This is a genomic window from Larkinella soli, assembly GCF_003703975.1.
In the GTDB taxonomy this organism is placed as follows: Bacteria; Bacteroidota; Bacteroidia; order Cytophagales; family Spirosomataceae; genus Larkinella; species Larkinella soli.
Genome location: NZ_QTJY01000004.1, coordinates 287,521 through 304,668 on the forward strand (window position 1 = coordinate 287,521; position 17,148 = coordinate 304,668).

General features: G+C 59.2%; 7 protein-coding genes. 6 read left to right on the top strand and 1 reads right to left on the bottom strand.

Annotated elements, in window-relative coordinates; genetic code table 11:
- Nucleotides 1–3: 3 nt before the first annotated feature.
- On the bottom strand, nucleotides 4–2,772 hold the full coding sequence (locus tag DX909_RS12955) for a triple tyrosine motif-containing protein (protein WP_128545599.1): 2,769 nt from the start codon (nucleotides 2,770–2,772) through the stop codon (nucleotides 4–6).
- Between the two features lie 260 nt (nucleotides 2,773–3,032).
- Here DX909_RS12955 and DX909_RS12960 point away from each other — a divergent pair, with 260 nt between their 5' ends.
- From DX909_RS12960 to tamL, 6 genes are all read left to right on the top strand, one after another.
- Nucleotides 3,033–5,996, top strand: coding sequence for a SusC/RagA family TonB-linked outer membrane protein (locus tag DX909_RS12960; RefSeq protein ID WP_229311035.1), 2,964 nt, complete (start codon nucleotides 3,033–3,035; stop codon nucleotides 5,994–5,996).
- A 13-nt stretch (nucleotides 5,997–6,009) separates the two neighbouring features.
- Nucleotides 6,010–7,488: a RagB/SusD family nutrient uptake outer membrane protein gene (locus DX909_RS12965; RefSeq protein WP_128545601.1), complete on the top strand. Its 1,479-nt coding sequence runs from the start codon at nucleotides 6,010–6,012 to the stop codon at nucleotides 7,486–7,488.
- Between the two features lie 104 nt (nucleotides 7,489–7,592).
- Nucleotides 7,593–9,200 (top strand): glucoamylase family protein, encoded by a 1,608-nt coding sequence (locus DX909_RS12970; RefSeq protein WP_128545602.1) that lies wholly within the window; start codon nucleotides 7,593–7,595, stop codon nucleotides 9,198–9,200.
- A 183-nt stretch (nucleotides 9,201–9,383) separates the two neighbouring features.
- A complete protein-coding gene (locus tag DX909_RS30000; RefSeq protein ID WP_262707512.1) occupies nucleotides 9,384–9,509 on the top strand; it encodes a hypothetical protein in 126 nt (41 codons plus the stop codon).
- Between the two features lie 112 nt (nucleotides 9,510–9,621).
- Nucleotides 9,622–14,646, top strand: a complete 5,025-nt coding sequence (locus DX909_RS12975) for a translocation/assembly module TamB domain-containing protein (RefSeq protein ID WP_128545603.1) — start codon at nucleotides 9,622–9,624, stop codon at nucleotides 14,644–14,646.
- Entirely contained in the window at nucleotides 14,643–16,961 is a 2,319-nt protein-coding gene (gene tamL / locus DX909_RS12980; RefSeq protein ID WP_128545604.1) for a translocation and assembly module lipoprotein TamL, read from the top strand. The genes DX909_RS12975 and tamL overlap by 4 nt, the downstream gene beginning before the upstream one ends.
- The last annotated feature ends 187 nt before the right edge of the window (nucleotides 16,962–17,148 follow it).

Genomic DNA, 17,148 nt, shown 5'->3' on the forward strand with positions numbered 1-17,148 from the left:
GCTTCAGAAAGTCATCATGAACTCCGTCAGGTTCGTCTCCGGAGGCAGGTGGAGCCGCTTTCGGAGCCGGTACCGCTTCAGCTCTACCCCACGTACCGTGATGTTCAGCAGTTTGGCCACCTCCTTGCTCGACAGGTTCATGCGAAGGTAGGCGGCCAGCCGCAGGTCGTCGGGCGTCAGGCCGTCGTAACGTTCGAGCAGCTGCTTGAAAAACTGTTCGTGGACCTTATTGAAGTTCTTCTCAAACACCTTCCAGTCCTGCCGGCTGGAGATGTTGGCGTCGATGAGTTTGATTAGATGATTGATGTGACTCGTCGCCTGTTCGATGCCCTGCCGCTGCTGGACCTCGGTTTTCAGCTTTTCGGCTTCCCCTTTCAGCTTCATGAGCAGGTCGCTTTTGTGGATCAGGCTCATGGTCGTATTCGCCAGTTCTTCCGACTTGCTGATCACGTCCTGCTCCAGCTTCTCCTTCTGCATCCGGATCAACTGCTGTCGGTGCCGTTCCTGCTCTTCCCGAAGCTGTCGCTCCAGATGCTCCCGCACCCGCACCTGGTGGGCATGTACCTGCCGCCGGTGTACGTAGAAGCTGAGAGCAACTACCCCGCAGCCGAAGAGGAAATACCCCAGAAATGCCCAGGAACTCCGGTACCAGGGCGGCCGGATTTCAAACGTCAGCGAGGATTCCGGCCCGCCGGACAGCGCCCGGACCTGAAACCGATAGGTTCCGGGGGCCAGGCTCGTATATTCCTTTTCGGAAGCCGCCCCGAATTCCGACCATTCGTCGTCCAGGCCGACGAGCCGGTAGCTGAAAAGCGGCTGCTGGATGGCTTCCGGCTGACTGAACTGAAAAACCAGGTGATTCTCCCGGGCCGCCAGCCGTCGCCCGAAAGCCCCGGCCGCCGTTGCAGACCGGAATTCGAAACGCAGGTCTGACCCGCCCTGCAAAACGGCCAGTTGCCGGATCAGCGGCCGGTTCTCCGCCTGCTCCCGGCCGATGGCGGTCAGCTCGGCCCGGGGCAGCAGCGCATAGCCTTTCTCCAGACACAGCAGATAATACGATGAATCGAGCGGGATGATGTTCTCGTAATCGTCCATCCAGGCAAAATTGCTGAGCGGAAACTCCGCTTTGAGGCCCCTGCGATTCGTGATCAGCAGGCTGCCGCCTTTCCGGACGGCCAGCGATTCCCCCTGAAGGCCGGCAAAAACCCGGCGGAATTTCGACCCGTCCGTAAAACCGGATGCCGGAACCGGCTGATCGAAAAAGCAGATGTTCGTTACCTTTTTCAGGTCACCCGAAAGCGCAATCTGGTAGAAGCCGTTATGAGCGTGCCGCAGCCGGAGCCGGCCGTCGGGGGCTTCGCGGATTTCCCGGATCGGTTCGCCGAAGCCGTCGATCCGGTGGCTGAAAGCCCACTGACCCGACTCGGTCCGGCGGTAAAGGGCTAAACCGGTATAGGTCCCCTGAAGGGCAACCCCCGGATGGCTCCGGAGCCGTAGCAGGTGCCACCCGCCGGCCAGATCGCTGAGCCGTTCCCAGCGGCCTTCCCGTGTGACGCGGAACGTACCGGCGTTGTGTCCGCACACCAGCTGCCCATCCAGAACGGCTAGATCCCAGACCTGCCCCTGCGACCCTTCAACCAGATGGTAGGCCGGAAGGCCGGAGGTCGGGAAGGCGCACCAGTACACGCCGTGGTTGGTACCCAGATACAGCCGGCCGTTGAACAGGGCCGCGTCGTAAGGCGTACCGAGAAGGCCGCTCGGGTCCGTGAAGTATTTGAGCGGGTAATGGAACGACATGGCATCGATCCCGTCGTCGAGCCCCGCCCAGAGATTGCCCCGCGCATCCGCGAGCAGCGCCAGAATGGTATTGTTCTGTAAGCCGGAGCGCTGGTTCAGCGAATACAGGATGCGCCCGGTGGTGTCGGTCACGATCAGCCCGTTCAGGATGGTGCCGAAGGCATAACGCCCGTCCGGCAGCCGGAGCCCCCTGTTACACTGATACCGCTGCAGAAACTGACTGGCCGGATGCCGTAGCCGGGTCAAAGTGCCCCGGCGGTAGCGATACATCCCGTGGTCGCGGGTTCCCAGGAGCAGGCCCTCCTGTCCGTCCGGCAGGATGGTGTGGACCTCCGTGCCGGCCAGGGCCTCCGTTCCGGGCAGGGAGATGAACTTTCCGCCCGTCAACTCATAGAGACCTTTGCCGATGGCCTGCAGGTAATACCGCCCGCCGGCTTCATATAGAAAGAAGACGTTACCGGGTAATTTCAGCTCGGTTACCCGGTTCCGGCGATAAATGAATGCCGTGGAAAACGATTGAAAGAAGACGAAGTCCCGCCCGGCGACGATGTTCCAGATCTCCTCCCGGGCAAACTGCCGGTTGGGAACCCGGTCGGCCAGCGAGTGGTACTCGAGCAGGCCGGACGGGTTCGGTTCCCAGTAGCCGAACTCCCCCAGCCCGCCGGTATAGACCCGGTCCCGGCCGTCTGCCGCCACCGACCGGACGATCTGCCGTTTCGGAAGCCGGTAGGTCTGCCAGCGGGTCCCGTCGAACTCCAGAAGCCCCTTCGAGTTGGCTGCGTAGATAAAGCCGGTCGACGTATCCTGGCTCAACGACCAGTTCTGATTATAAGCCTGATAATTCTGTTTGGTGAAATTTCGGATATACGGAGCAAACAGAATATTTTTTGTAATTCCGCTTGCCTGACTATTGAGGGTTCCGAGGAACCAGAAAAGGCAGAGTAGAAGGATTTTGTCCGGGCAACGAATCTTCATGACTGATGGGTGGTAAAAAATAAAGCGAAGTCTCTATTGATAACGTAAGTTCTTCATAAAGAAGATCCGACAACCGTGGAAAACCGTTGGAATAGGCCGTTAACTATCTAAATAGTTAAAATGATGTAGTAGTGATGTAGCTCTTTTGAACATACTCTCCGGGAAAGCCGTTTACATTTGGGCTACGAAAAGCCTAATAAATTATCGGAAAAGTTATGGGAAAGAGGGTGTTTACTTTAATGATCCTGCTATGTCTGCCAATGATGGTTTGGGCGCAGCAGCGGGTCAGCGGAAGAGTGCGGACCGCTGACGAACCCGGAGGACTTCCGGGGGTAAGTGTTCAGGTCAAGGGGACGACCCGTGGAACGACCACTGACCCGAGCGGCCAGTACAGTCTGGAGGCTGCTCAGGGCGATGTTCTGGTATTTAGCTTCATCGGTTTGAAAACCACCGAGCGCCCCGTAACCGGAGCGACACTCGACGTTGAACTTGAATCCGACGTGACGACCTTGCAGGAAGTAGTAGCCGTCGGCTACGGCGTCCAGCGCAAGGCCGACGTGACGGGTTCCATTTCTTCCATCAAAGCACAGGACATTGCCAGCCGGCCGGTCGCTACGGCGACGCAGGCTCTTCAGGGAAAAGCCGCCGGGGTGCTGATCACGACCAACCAGGGCTTGCCGGGTGCTGCACCCAATGTGCGAATTCGGGGCGTCGGAACGGTCGGAAACAGTAATCCGCTCTATGTAGTCGATGGAATGTTCGTGGATGACATCCGCTTCCTGAACCCGGCCGACATTCAGTCGATCGATGTGCTGAAAGATGCTTCCTCACTGGCAATTTATGGGGTCCGGGGAGCCAACGGGGTAATTCTGGTGACGACCAAATCCGGGAAATCCGGCCGGACTTCCATCAACTACGAAGGCTTTGGCGGGATTACGCAGGTGAACAATCGCATCAAACTCACCAACGCCGGCGAATTTGCAACGCTGGTCAACGAAGTTGCGGTAGCCGAAGGCGGGCAGGCCAAGTTCCCGACACCGGGGGCGCTGGGAGCCGGCACCAACTGGTTCGATTATATCTTCCGGAACGGGAGCATCCAGAACCACCAGATTACCGCGTCGGGCGGCAACGAGCGGGTGACCTTCAACGTCAGCGGCAGCTACTACGACGAGAAGGGCATCGTCGAGAAGTCGGCTTATAACCGCCTGACGTTCCGGGTGAACAATACGTATAAACTGACGGGAAATTTCCGGATGGGCAACAACCTGGCATTTTCCCGGACGCAGTCGAACAACGTGCCGGCTTCGATCGTGCAGTCGGCCTACAACGCCGACCCGACGATCATGCCCGTCGGCCCGGACGGAAAATACGGTTTCTCGACCGTCAGTACGGTGGCGAACCCGGCTGCGGTGCTGGCCTATCAGACCGACGACATCGCCCGCAGCGGCCAACTGGTCGGTAACATCTACGGTGAACTGGATTTCCTGAAGTCCTTCACGCTGAGGTCGAGTTTCGGGGTGGACCTGGGTCTGACCAACAGCCGGATCTATCTGCCGCAGTATTTTGTCTCGAGCAGCCAGAAAAACGACCGGAGCCGGCTTACGCGCGAAATAGGTCTGAATACGACCTGGCTGTGGGAAAATACGCTGACCTTCAACCGGACGTTCGGTGATATTCACAATGTGAACGTGCTGCTGGGGGCGACTTCCCAGAGCAGCCGCGCCGACATTCTGCGGGCCATCCGGCTCGACGTGCCGGGCTATAGCGACGACGTCAAATTTCTCTCTCTCGGAAACGCCGTCGGCGCAACGGCCGAGGACAACCCCGACAACCGGAGTTACCAGTTTACCTACGCTTCGTACCTGTTCCGGGTCAACTACAGCCTGATGGACAAGTACCTGCTGACCGTGAGCCTCCGTCGCGACGGTTCCTCCCGCTTCCCGTCCGAAAGCCGCTGGGCGACGTTCCCGGCCGTGGGTGTGGGCTGGCGGATCATCGACGAGGAGTTTATGAAGGATGTGACGCTGTTCAGCAACCTGAAACTGCGGGCCAGTTACGGGAAACTCGGCAACACGAACATTCCGAATTACCTGTACTATTCGCGGATCAGCAGCGGTCTGGATGCGGTTTTCGGCTCCGGCCAGAACCTCCAGCAGGGCGCAACCCAGGTGAACACGACCACCTCCAGCCTGATCTGGGAAACCGTGACGCAGACCGACATCGGGCTTGAAATGGGCTTCCTGAATAACCGCCTGACGGCCGAAGTCGACTACTATAACCGGAAAACTTCCGACATGGTCCTGAACGTCAACATCGGAAACGGGCGGCAGATCCAGGCCAACGCAGCCAGCGCCTACAACCGGGGACTGGAGTTTACGGTGGGCTGGAACGACAACGTGAATGATTTCAAGTATGGCATCAACGCCAACCTCACCACGGTGAAAAACGAAGTGACCAACCTCGGCAACGGCGGGATTCCGATCATCGGCGGTGGCCTCGGCAACGGCCGGACCACGACCCTGACGGACGTGGGACGACCCATCGGGGCCTTTTTCGGCTATCAGATGGCCGGTATCTTCCAGACGGCCGACGAAGTCCGGAACAGCGCCCAGCCGACCGCCCAGCCCGGCGATATCCGGTATGCCGACCTCAACGGCCGGGATGCCTCCGGCAACCTGACCGGCCGGCCCGACGGGAAAATCGATGCCGACGACCGGGTGTTCCTCGGGACGCCGATTCCGAAAGTGTTCTGGGGGTTCAACACGAACTTTTCCTGGAAAGGCTTCGACCTGGCGCTAGACCTGCAGGGTTCGCACGGCAATAAGATTTACAACGGCCGGCGGGCGGTTCGCTTCGGAAACGAAAACTACGAGCGGATTGCGCTGGAACGCTGGACGACCCAGAACCCGTCGACCTCTCAGCCCCGGCTGACCAACGGCGGGCAGAACTTCGAGGTGTCGGATTACTTCATCGAAGGCGGATCGTTTGTCCGCATCCGAAACATACAGCTGGGATATACGCTGCCTTCCAATCTCCTGCGGACGCTGGGCGTGCGGTCGGTGCGGGCGTATGTCAACGCGCTGAACCCGGTGACCTTTACCAACTACTCCGGCTTCTCTCCGGAAGTGGGCGGTCGGGAGAGCGATGCACTGAGCCGGGGAGTCGACCTGGATGTAGTACCGGTATACCGCACGACGACCGTGGGCTTACAAATTGGTTTTTAAACCGCATTCCGACATGAATACGATAGCAAAAAATTGGATACGAGTGGCCCTGGCCGGCACGCTGTTGCTGACGGGTCAGGCCTGTAGTGAAGAATTTCTGGATAAAAAGCCGCAGGGTGAACTGATCACCGAGGACTTTTTCCAGAGCCAGGAGGGGGCCCTGAAGGCGACCAACGCCATTTACTGGCAATTGCGGCAGTGGCCGACCCACATCTTTGCCTTCCTGGCCGTTTCGAGCATGACCTCCGACGACGCCGAGAAAGGCAGTGAACCGGGAGACGCCGTCTTCCTGAACGAGTTCGATCAGTTTACGGTGACGGCTACCAACTTCATTCTGAACGACTTCTGGAGCGGTCAGTATCTGGGCATTGCCAAAGCGAATCAGGTGATCCAGCGGCTGCCGGGCATCCAGATGGACGAAACCCTGAAAGCCCGGCTGATCGCCGAGGCCAAAGTGCTGCGGGCCTATTTCTACTTCAACCTGGTCCGGACGTTCGGCGGGGTGCCGAAGATCACCGCCATTCAGGACGACAACGCGCCGGCGGTGCCGCGGGCCTCCCGGCAGGAAATCTACCAGCTGATCGAGCAGGACCTCAACGACGCCATCGCCGTTCTTCCCGAAAAGTCGGCGTATGCGGCCGAGGATATGGGCCGGGTCACGAAAGGAGCCGCCAAAGGCTGGCTGGCGAAAGTGGCTATGTATCAGGGCAAGTGGAATGACGTGCTGCGGCTGACCGACGAAATCATGAAGTCGGGTCAGTATGACCTCAAGACGCCTTACGAAGTGATCTTCACGGAAGCGGGTGAAAACACTTCGGAATCGGTTTTCGAAGTGCAGAATGCCGCGCTGCCGCAGGGTGGTGGCGGATCGCAGTACGCCGAGGTACAGAGTGTCCGCGGGCAGCTGGGCTGGGGTTTCAACGTCCCTTCCGAAGACCTCGTGAAGTCCTATGAAGCCGGCGACCCGCGCAAAGCCGCCACCATCATCGAGCGCGGTGAGCGGATGCCGGACGGCGTCGTCGTCCTTCCGAACGCGGTGAATCCGTATTACAACCAGAAGGCGTATGTAGCTCAGAATGAGACAAAATCGCCGAACGGCCTCGGGGATTCGAACAAAAATATCCGCCTGCTCCGCTACGCCGACATCGTGCTGATGAACGCCGAAGCGGCCAACGAACTGGGCCAGTCGCAGCAGGCCGTGACCTCACTGAACGCCGTCCGGGCGCGGGCCAGAGGAAGCAACGCGGCCGTGCTGCCGGATGTGAAATTTACGAGTAAGGAACAATTGAAGCAGGCCATCTGGAAAGAACGCCGGTCGGAGCTGGCGATGGAACATGACCGCTTCTGGGACCTCGTCCGTCAGGGCCGGGCCGGACAGGTGCTTCGCCCACTTGGCAAGCAATTTGTTGAAGGGAAAAACGAGGTCATGCCGATTCCGCAGCCGCAGATCGATGCCAGCGGGGGCGTGCTGACTCAAAATCCCGGCTATTGACGTAATCGCGATTTAACTACTGCTTACCTGTGATAAGTATACAAAAAAGGCTATAACCGCTTGATTATAGCCTTTTTTCTTTCCATCCATTCCTTTCATCGCTTATGAAATTCCTCGGATCAGTTCTCCTCTCCCTGAGTCTGCTCGGCTCGATGACACGCTGCATGGCGCAGCCGGATAAGAAGCCGGCCATTCCGCCGGCCAACGAATACAGCGAATACCTGGAAACCGTTCAGAAAGCCACATTTCGGTATTTCCGGGACTTTGCCCACCCGGTATCCGGCCTGGCGCCCGAGCGAACCGCCACGCCCAACATCGTCACGACCGGCGGCTCCGGTTTCGGCATCATGGCCCTGATTACCGGGGCGGAACGGCGCTGGATCACCCGGGCCGAAGCCCTCCAGCAGGTGCAGAAGATGGTGGCTTTCCTGGAAAAGTCCGACCGTTTCCATGGCGTCTGGCCCCACTGGCTCGACGGCAGTACCGGCCGGGTGGTTCCGTTTTCGGAGCATGATAACGGGGGCGACCTCGTCGAAACCGCCTATTTAGTCAACGGGCTGCTGATTGCCCGTACCTACTTCGACGGGAATCCGGCCGTCGAGAAAGACCTGCGCCAGCGCATCGACCGGCTCTGGCGGGAGGTGGAATGGGACTGGTACGTCCGCGACGGCCGGCTGCTCTGGCACTGGTCGCCGAACTATGAATGGCGCATGAACCACCCGATCCGGGGGCACGACGAGACGTTCATCACCTACGTGCTGGCGCTGGGCTCACCGACCCACGCCATTCAGCCGGAAGTATACCGGAACACCTATAAACAAAGCGACCATTACGTCAATGATCAGACCTATTTCGGCTATAAACTGCCGCTGGGTTTCCCGATGGGCGGGCCGCTGTTTTTCGCGCATTATTCCTACCTGAGCCTCGACCCGCGGCTCATGCAGGACGACCATACCTACTACTGGGAGCAGAACCGGAATCACACGCTTATCAACCGGGCGCACTGCCTGCAACCCCGCCAGGCCATGTTCGGCTACGGGCCGGGCAACTGGGGTTTGACGGCCAGCGATGACTACAATTTTTACGACGCTCACTCGCCCACCAACGACAACGGCACCATCAGCCCGACGGCGGCTTTGTCGTCGTTTCCCTATACGCCCTATTATTCGATGCAGGTGCTGCGAAATCTGTATCTGCGGGAGGGCAGCCGGCTGTTCGGCCCTTACGGTTTTTACGACGCCTACCATAAAGGCCTGAACTGGTATTCGAACCAGTATCTGGCCATCGATCAGGGGCCGATTGTGGTGATGATGGAGAATTTCCGTTCGGGGCTGCTCTGGAAACTGGGCGAAAAAACGCCGGAGTTATGGACCGGGCTGTCAAAAATGGACATCCGCCGGCCGGCGCATCCTACCGGGTTTTACGCCTACGCGCCGGACTTCCGCACGGGCTACGTCGACCTCTGGAAACACCCCGACCGGGGCGCCTTCGTCCTCGATTTTGCGGTGAAAGGCACCCAGCCGGTGACGCTGACCGCGCGCGACGAGAACGACCGGGAGGTGCAGAAACTGATCGATAACAAAGCCTACACCGAGGGAATGCACGAACTGCTGTTTCAGCTTCCTCAGGGGCGGTATGTGTTTGAACTGGCACAGGGCAGCGAGAAACGGCAGATGAAGCTGTTTCTGCATCAGGGCGTTGATAATCAATAGGGTCGAAAAAAATAGCCGTTGCCCGCAGTGGAGAGGCCCGGCTCCGGGCAACGGCTATTTTTTCCTGGGCGTCGGTGGAAGAAAACCGCCTTTTTTAAATAGGTTTGTCGGGTAACCGGTCATGCAACGCATTCCTGCCGAATTGCGTTATACCGGGTAACCACCCAGTAGACAACCTTTCCCATGAATACTCGCTTCAAAACCTGGCTCAAGCGCGTCGGCTGGCTGGGCTTTCTCTTCTTTCTCATCAAGGGCCTGCTCTGGCTGATTATCCCTTACCTGATTGCCAAAGGCGTTTTTTCAAAGTAAGACGCATTCAAGAAACAACATAACTATAACATATTCACTACCGGCCGGGTTTAGTATACCGAAACTGGCGTTAAAAACGTATATAGCGGTATTTCAAGACCGACACCGGAACGTGAAAAGATTTCTGACGGCTTTTTTTCTTGCCATACTTGCCCTTCTCTTTCTGCTGATCGGTTTTGCCACCGTGATAGCGACGACGACGTGGGGGCAGGTGTTCGTTACCCGTCAGGTCAATAATTACCTCGCCAAAAAGATCAAAAGCCCTTTTCATATCGGGCGCATCCGCTATCACCTCCCGGATTACGTGGCGCTGGAGGACGTCCTGTTCATTACGCCCAAAGGGGATACCCTGCTGGCCGGACAGAAGATGCACGTCGACCTCGATATGATGGCCCTGCTGGATAATCGGGTCATGATCAACCAGGTCGACCTGGAACGGATTCGTCTGAAAATTACCCGCACGCGCCCGGATACGACCTTCAATTTCCAGTACATCGTGGATGCCTTCGATACCGGAGCACCCCCGAAACCGGCCGATACGGCAGCCGCCCCGCTGGACATCAACCTCACGGCGATGTTCCTGAAAGATGTGCGGATCGTCTACCAGGATGATGTGGTGGGGGCCGATGTGAATGCCTACGTGGATAGCCTGCGGGCGGGTTTCACCGAGACGAATCTGAATAAAAACCGGTATCACCTCGATTCCGTCCGGGTGGAAGGGCTGACGGCCCTGACCCGGCTTTACAAAGGCATCGACCTGCCCGAAAAACCGGGCGGCACTACCCAGGCATCCGTAGCGGGCGATACGCTCGACCTGAAGCTCGGCACTTGGGAAATCAATAAAAGCCGCTGGGACGTTCGGGTGGAGGAAGCCGGTTTTCAGACAAAGGGCAGCATCGGCCGGCTGGCCATGACCGCCGATTACCTGCACCTCGACGGGCAACGGGTGGGCATCCGTTCCCTCGACCTGACCAACTCCGACATTGCTGCCCGACTGACGAAACAGCCGAAAGCCGCCCCCCCGCCGAAGACGGCTCCGGCGACGGCCACACCGGCTGAAGAAGGCGGCTGGCAGGCCCGGCTGAGCCGGCTGCGTCTCGCCGACAGCCGCATCCGGTTCGACGACGATAATCAGGCACCCCTCCGTACCGGCCTCGACTACGGCCACCTCGACCTTCAGGGGCTGAACCTGGCCGCCCGGCAGATTGGCTATAGTCCCGAACTGATTCAGGGACAATTCCGCGGAGGACGGTTCCGTGACAAAAGCGGGTTCGTGCTGCAGCGGCTCGATGCCGACGTGAAATACGGCGACACGCTTACGTCCGTGACCGGCCTGCTGGTACAGACGCCCCAGACGCTGCTGCGCGATCAGCTTATTCTGCGCTACGATTCCATCGGCCAGCTTTCGCGCCCGGCCGAAGCCCGGCGGGTGGGCGTCCGGGTCAGCCTGCGCCAAAGCCGGCTGGCCGTGTCCGACCTTCTTCAACTGGCACCTTTCCTGGCGAATACCGCTCCCTTTGCGGGGAACCGCAACGCCGTGATCCGGGTCAATACGCTGATGCGCGGGACCCTGGCTTCCCTGAGCATCCCGACCTTCGAACTGGATATGCTTTCCGGAACCCGCATTCGGGCCTCCGGTCGCCTGACCAACGTGACGGACGTCGACCGGCTGGGCATGGACCTCACCATCCGGGATGCGACGACTCGTCTGAGCGACATTCGGAAGCTGGCCCCCAAAGGCTCCCTGCCCGACTCCATCGGGATTCCGCCGGGTCTGCGGCTGACCGGCCGGATGCAGGGGCAACTGAACGACCTGAACCTCCAGTCGGCTCTACGGACGGACTGGGGCAACGCCGGTTTCAACGGCACACTGACCGGGTTCGTCTCCGGCCGGAACCCTTCTTACCGGGGCCGGCTGACGCTGGACAACCTGGATGCCGGGCGGTTTCTGTACCAGCGCGGCACCATCGGACGCATTACGGCCGAAGCCTCCGTGCGCGGCCAGGGGCTGGACGTCAAAACCATGCAGACGGTATTTCGCCTGAATGTCCGGGAAGCCGAGCTGAACGGTTACCGCTACCAGCGGGTGGCCGCCCAGGGCCGGCTCTCCAACGGAACGCTCGATGTGGAAAGCCGGGTCGATGACCCCAATGTGCAGATCGATCTGAATACGCGGGTCGGGTTGCAGCAGGCGTACCCGAGTGTGGAAGGGCGCATTGCCATTCAGGAGCTGAATCTGACACAACTGAAGCTCTACAAGGACCCGCTCAGCCTGCGGGGTCGCCTGGAATTTGATTTTTCCTCTACGGACCCCGCCCAGCCCGTCGGCGAACTGAGAGCCCGGGAGACGGTCGTCAATCTGAAAAATAAGACCTATCCCATCGACTCGCTCTTTGTCCGGGCCGGTACGCAGGGAGGCCGTAAAACCGTCGAAGCGTCGGTGCCGTTCGCCCGGGTCAACTTCGACGGGCAGTTTGAATATACCCGGCTGTACGACATCTTCGTCGGCGAATTCAGCCGATACTTCGAACTGCCCGGTTTGACCTTCAACCGGGTCAATCCGCCCTATAGCTTCAATATTCGGATGACGGCCCAGCAGCACCCGCTGCTGAAGGCATTCGTGCCGGCCCTGACCCGGCTCGACACCGTCCGCCTGGATGCCTACCTCGACAACGTGCGCGATACGACCTTCCTGGCGAACCTGAAGACCGGCGTCATCGAATATGACACCATGCAGATCCGGAGCGTTGTAGCCCGGATGCAGGCCGCCAGCAATCAGCTTGATCTGAGTGCGGCCGTCAACGGCATCGAGGCTTCCGGTCTGGAACTCGGCCGGACGGAACTGACCGGCACGGCCGCCGGCAACCAGCTCCGGTTTGCCGTCGTCAGCAAGGACTCCGTCGGCAACCCCCGGCACGGACTGGCCGGTCGGCTGAGCGTGGCCGAACGGGCCTATCAGCTCCGATTCAACCCCGACGGTCTTCTGACGAACTACCGGCGCTGGGTCAGCGATTCGGCCGGTTTCCTGCAATATAGCGAGCAGGGCATACTGGCCAATCGTTTCTCCCTGCAGTCGGGAGAGCAGCGCCTGACGGTCAACAGCACCGTACAGCAACCTAACGCTCCGCTCGATGTCCGGGCAGAAAACATCATTCTTTCCGACCTGGCGAAGATTGCCGACCAAGATACGACGCTGGTCGGGGGCGTCCTGAACGCCGATGTGGTGCTGCGCGATTATATGACCAACCTATCCTTTACGGGGAATATTCGGGTCGACAGTCTGAAGGTGATGAACAAGGGCGTCGGGAACCTGACCGCGAAGCTGGCCAATACCGACGACCGCCGGATTCGCACCGAGATGGCGCTGACCGGCTCGGGGAACGCCATGACGGTAAACGGTTTTTACAACCCCACGAATGCCGACCAGGCGCTGGACTTCGACGTGAACCTTCAGCAGCTGACCATGCAGACGATTGAAGCCTTCAGCTTCGGGCAACTGCGCTACACCCGGGGCCGGCTGACCGGACAGGTCAGCGTGGACGGGTCGGTGAGCCGGCCCCGGCTCGACGGAAGCATTGCCTTCGACTCGGTGTCGTTCAACGTCGCCTACATCAACGCCACCTACCGCATCCATCAGGAAAGCATCCGGTTCGACGAGCAGACCGTCCGCTTCCAGGAGTTCGACGTGCGGGATACGCTGAACCGGGTACTGACCACCAACGGGACGGTGACCATCCGGAATCTGCCGGACGTCGCCTACGACCTGCGGATCTCGGCGAAGAATTTTCTGGTCCTGAATGCGGCCCGGAAGGACAACGATTTCGTCTATGGCCTGGCCGCCATCACCGCCGACCTCGGTATCCGGGGCACCGGCTCCAGGCCGACCATCGCGGGCTCGCTGCGGCTGGAAGACAACAGCCGGGTGACGATGGTGCTGCCCGATGAGAGTTCGACCGTCAATGAAGCTCGGGAGGTGGTTACGTTTATCGACCACAACGACACGCTGGCCCTGCGGAAATACCTGACCGTCGCCCGGCCGGATACCGCCATCAAGCGAATTGCCTTCCAGCAGCTGAGCAACGCCACGGTTTCGCTGAGCCTGGAGGCCAATGAGAAATCGGAACTGACCATCGTGGTGGACGAACTGAACGGCGACAACCTGCGCGTGCGGGGCAACGCCCGGCTGAACGTGACCGTCAATGCCAGCGGAGAGATCAACCTGCTGGGCCGGTATGAAGTGACCGAAGGAGAATACTCGCTGACCTATCAGGTACTCAAACGCCAGTTTTCCATCCAGAAGGGGAGTTCGATCACCTGGACCGGCGACCCCCTCCGGGCCGACCTTGACATTACGGCCATTTATAATACCTCCACGACGCCCGCCAACCTGGTGGCCAACGAATCGAGCGAACAGCTGCGGACGGCGGCCAAACAGAAGCTGCCGTTCAACGTCCTGCTGAAGATGCAGGGCCGGCTGTCGGCACCGGATATCAGCTTCGACATTACGATGCCGGAGCAGAATTTCGTGGCCTCGCGGGCGGTGATCGATGCGGTCAACTCCAAGCTGGGCCAACTCCGGCAGGATCCTTCCCAGCTTAACAAGCAGGTGTTCGGTCTGCTGGTGCTGGGCAGCTTCATTGCCGAGACGTCGTCCAGTTCGTCGGGTGGAGGAATCAACACGGAGGAAATTGCCCGAAACAGTGTCAGTAAGATTCTGTCCGACCAGCTGGAGCGGTTTGCGTCGAGCCTGATCCGGGGTGTCGATGTGGATTTCAACCTGCTGTCGTCGAGCCAGTCGGCGGCCGTCAATAACCAGGTCGGCTCGCGGACGGACCTGAACGTCGGCGTTTCCAAGAGTTTCCTGCAGGGCCGGCTGACCGTGACGGTCGGACGAAACTTCGTTCTGGAAAACAATACCGGCATCAACCGCAACCCGAACGAGGTCTTCGACAACGTCTCCCTGAACTACAACCTGACCCGCGACGGCCGCTATATGATCCGGGGGTATCGCCGGAGCGACTACCAGGCCGTTCTGGAGGGCTATATCATCGAAACCGGCGTGGGCTTCGTCATCACGGTCGACTATAACCTGCTCAGCGAATTATTTGGCAAAAAACCGGCGGATACGGCGCAATGAAAAAAGGTACTCTACTCCTGTTCATTCTTCTCGGTCTCTACGTTCTGCAGGGGTGCAACATCGCCAGACACCTGCCGGCGGGGGAGAAGCTGTATGACGGTACGGACATAAAGGTCGAGGCCGATTCGACGGTATCGAAAAAAGAGCGGGAGCAGATCGAATCCCGCCTGAGCGAACTGGCTCGGCCGAAGCCCAACAAGAAGCTGTTCGGCTTTCCTTATAAAGTCGGGCTCTATTACTTCATCGGGGAGCCGAAAAAAGACAGCGGCTTCCGGGCCTGGGCCCGCCGGAAATTCGGTGAACAGCCGGTGCTGGCAAGTGCCCGGGCCCTCTCGTCGAACGCGGCTCTCTGGACGGCTTTTCTGGAAAACGAGGGCTATTTCCGCTCCGCCGTTACCGGCGATCTGGTGGAGGAAGGCTACAAGGCCCGGGGGGTGTATCAGGTTCAGGTGCCGCAGCGCTACCTGATCGATTCGGTGACCTACCTGACTGATTCGACTCCGCTTCAGCCCGCCATGAAAGCCATTGAAAAACGGTCCCTGCTGAAGAAAGACAATCCCTATCGGTTCGAGGTGATCAAGCTGGAGCGGGAACGGATTGCCGATGCGCTTCGCCGGCAGGGCTATTTCTACTTTCAGCCCGACTATCTGGCCATTCTGGCCGACAGCGTCGTGGGTAATCACCGTACCCGGCTGTACATTGCGGTCAAGCCGGAGACCCCGCGCGCGGCCCTGCTGCCCTATTCGATCCGCGACCTTTATATTTACCCGAATTACAGTCTGACGGGGAATGTCGGCGATACCGCCCTGAACCGGTCGTACCAGTTCGAAGATTTCCGTATCGTCGACCCGGCCGGGCTTTTTAACCCGAAGCTGTTCCGGGAGGTCGTCGCCGTACAGCCGGGCAGGCGGTACAGCAGCCGGGCGCAGGACCTGACGCTTTCCCGGTTTATCAATGTCGGGTCCTTCAAGTTTGTCCGGAGCCGGTTCGAACCCGATCAGGAGGGAGATTCCGCCGTTCTGGACGTCCATTATTACCTGACGCCCTATCCCAAGAAATCCGTCCGGCTGGAGATTGCCGGTACGAGCCGTTCGAACAACCTGGTCGGTTCGCAGTTGACCGTCAGCTGGCGGAACCGGAATGCGCTCGGACGGTCGGAGCTGCTGAGCATCAACGCCAACGCCGGGATCGAGTTTCAGGTCGGTGCGCGGGGGCAGGGCGTCACCAACTACCGGTACGGAATTCAGGGCAGCCTGACCTTTCCCCGGCTGGTGTCGCCCATTCCGATCCGCTATTACCGGCGCAGTCAGGTGCTGCCGAAAACCACCGTCACGCTCGGGTATGACCTCATCGTACGGGGTGACTATTATAATCTGAATTCCTTCCTGACTACCTTCGGCTACACCTGGCGGAGCCGCCAGCGGTCGGAGCATATTTTCCAGCCGTTCAACATCAACTACGTGCGCCCGTCGAATTACGGAGAAAAGTTCTTCCTGCTGGAAGAAGACCCGACGACCCGGCAGCAGTACATCAACATCTACCGTTCCGAGCAGCTGATCCTGAGTTCCCTATATACCTACAATCTAAGTTCTTCTCCCCGTACCGTATCCCGCTATACGTACCGCCTTACGTTCAACGCCGAGCCGGCCGGAAATCTGGCCGCGATGATGGTGAACAAGCGGAATGAACTCGGGAAGGAGGTCATCTTCGGCGTGCCGTATTCGCAGTATGTACGCTTCGACCTCGACAGCCGGCATTTCCTGCGGGTTGCTCCGAGCCTGACCTGGGCCAACCGGATTTTCGCCGGCGTGGGTATTCCCTACGGCAATTCGAACCAGCTCCCGTTCGTCAAGCAGTATTTCGTGGGGGGAGCCAACAGCCTGCGGGCCTTCCGGCCGCGGGCGGTGGGGCCAGGCGTGTATACCCGCAATACCGACGGTATCGTCCAGCTTCAGGACGGCGGGGGCGACATCAAACTGGAAGCCAACACCGAATTCCGGCCCCGGATCAACCAGTACCTGCAGGGGGCGCTGTTTCTGGATGTGGGGAACGTCTGGATGTATTCCGACGAAAGCACTTACGGGTTCGGGACCACATTCCGGAAGGACTTCTACAAGCAACTGGCGGTGGGAACGGGCGTCGGTCTGCGGCTCGACCTGTCGTATTTCGTCGTTCGTTTCGATCTGGCCTTTCCCCTGCGCAAACCCTGGCTGCCGGAAGGCGCACGCTGGGTGGCCGATGAAATTGCGCTCGGAAACCGGGCCTGGCGCCGGGATAACCTGATCCTGAACGTAGCGGTCGGCTATCCGTTCTGAGCCGGGCGGCCGGTCCGCGTTTTTATTGATTATTTAATGAATAAGTTACTTCAAAGACCTGTTCTTCTTTGCTTTTCCGTCTGAAATCCACTACCTTTGCGCTCTGATTCGCGAAAAATGCCTTTTTGATAAATTCAAGTCGCCTTTTTCTGCGTTCGTCATCAAGAAAACAAACTTCTGTAACTAT

Bases quoted from the DNA above. Each gene is read 5' to 3' on its own strand.
- tamL (WP_128545604.1), top strand. From the start codon at position 14,643: ATGAAAAAAGGTACTCTACTCCTGTTCATTCTTCTCGGTCTCTACGTT.
- DX909_RS12970 (WP_128545602.1), top strand. From the start codon at position 7,593: ATGAAATTCCTCGGATCAGTTCTCCTCTCCCTGAGTCTGCTCGGCTCG.
- DX909_RS12960 (WP_229311035.1), top strand. From the start codon at position 3,033: ATGATGGTTTGGGCGCAGCAGCGGGTCAGCGGAAGAGTGCGGACCGCT.
- DX909_RS30000 (WP_262707512.1), top strand. From the start codon at position 9,384: ATGAATACTCGCTTCAAAACCTGGCTCAAGCGCGTCGGCTGGCTGGGC.
- DX909_RS12955 (WP_128545599.1), bottom strand. From the start codon at position 2,772: ATGAAGATTCGTTGCCCGGACAAAATCCTTCTACTCTGCCTTTTCTGG.
- DX909_RS12965 (WP_128545601.1), top strand. From the start codon at position 6,010: ATGAATACGATAGCAAAAAATTGGATACGAGTGGCCCTGGCCGGCACG.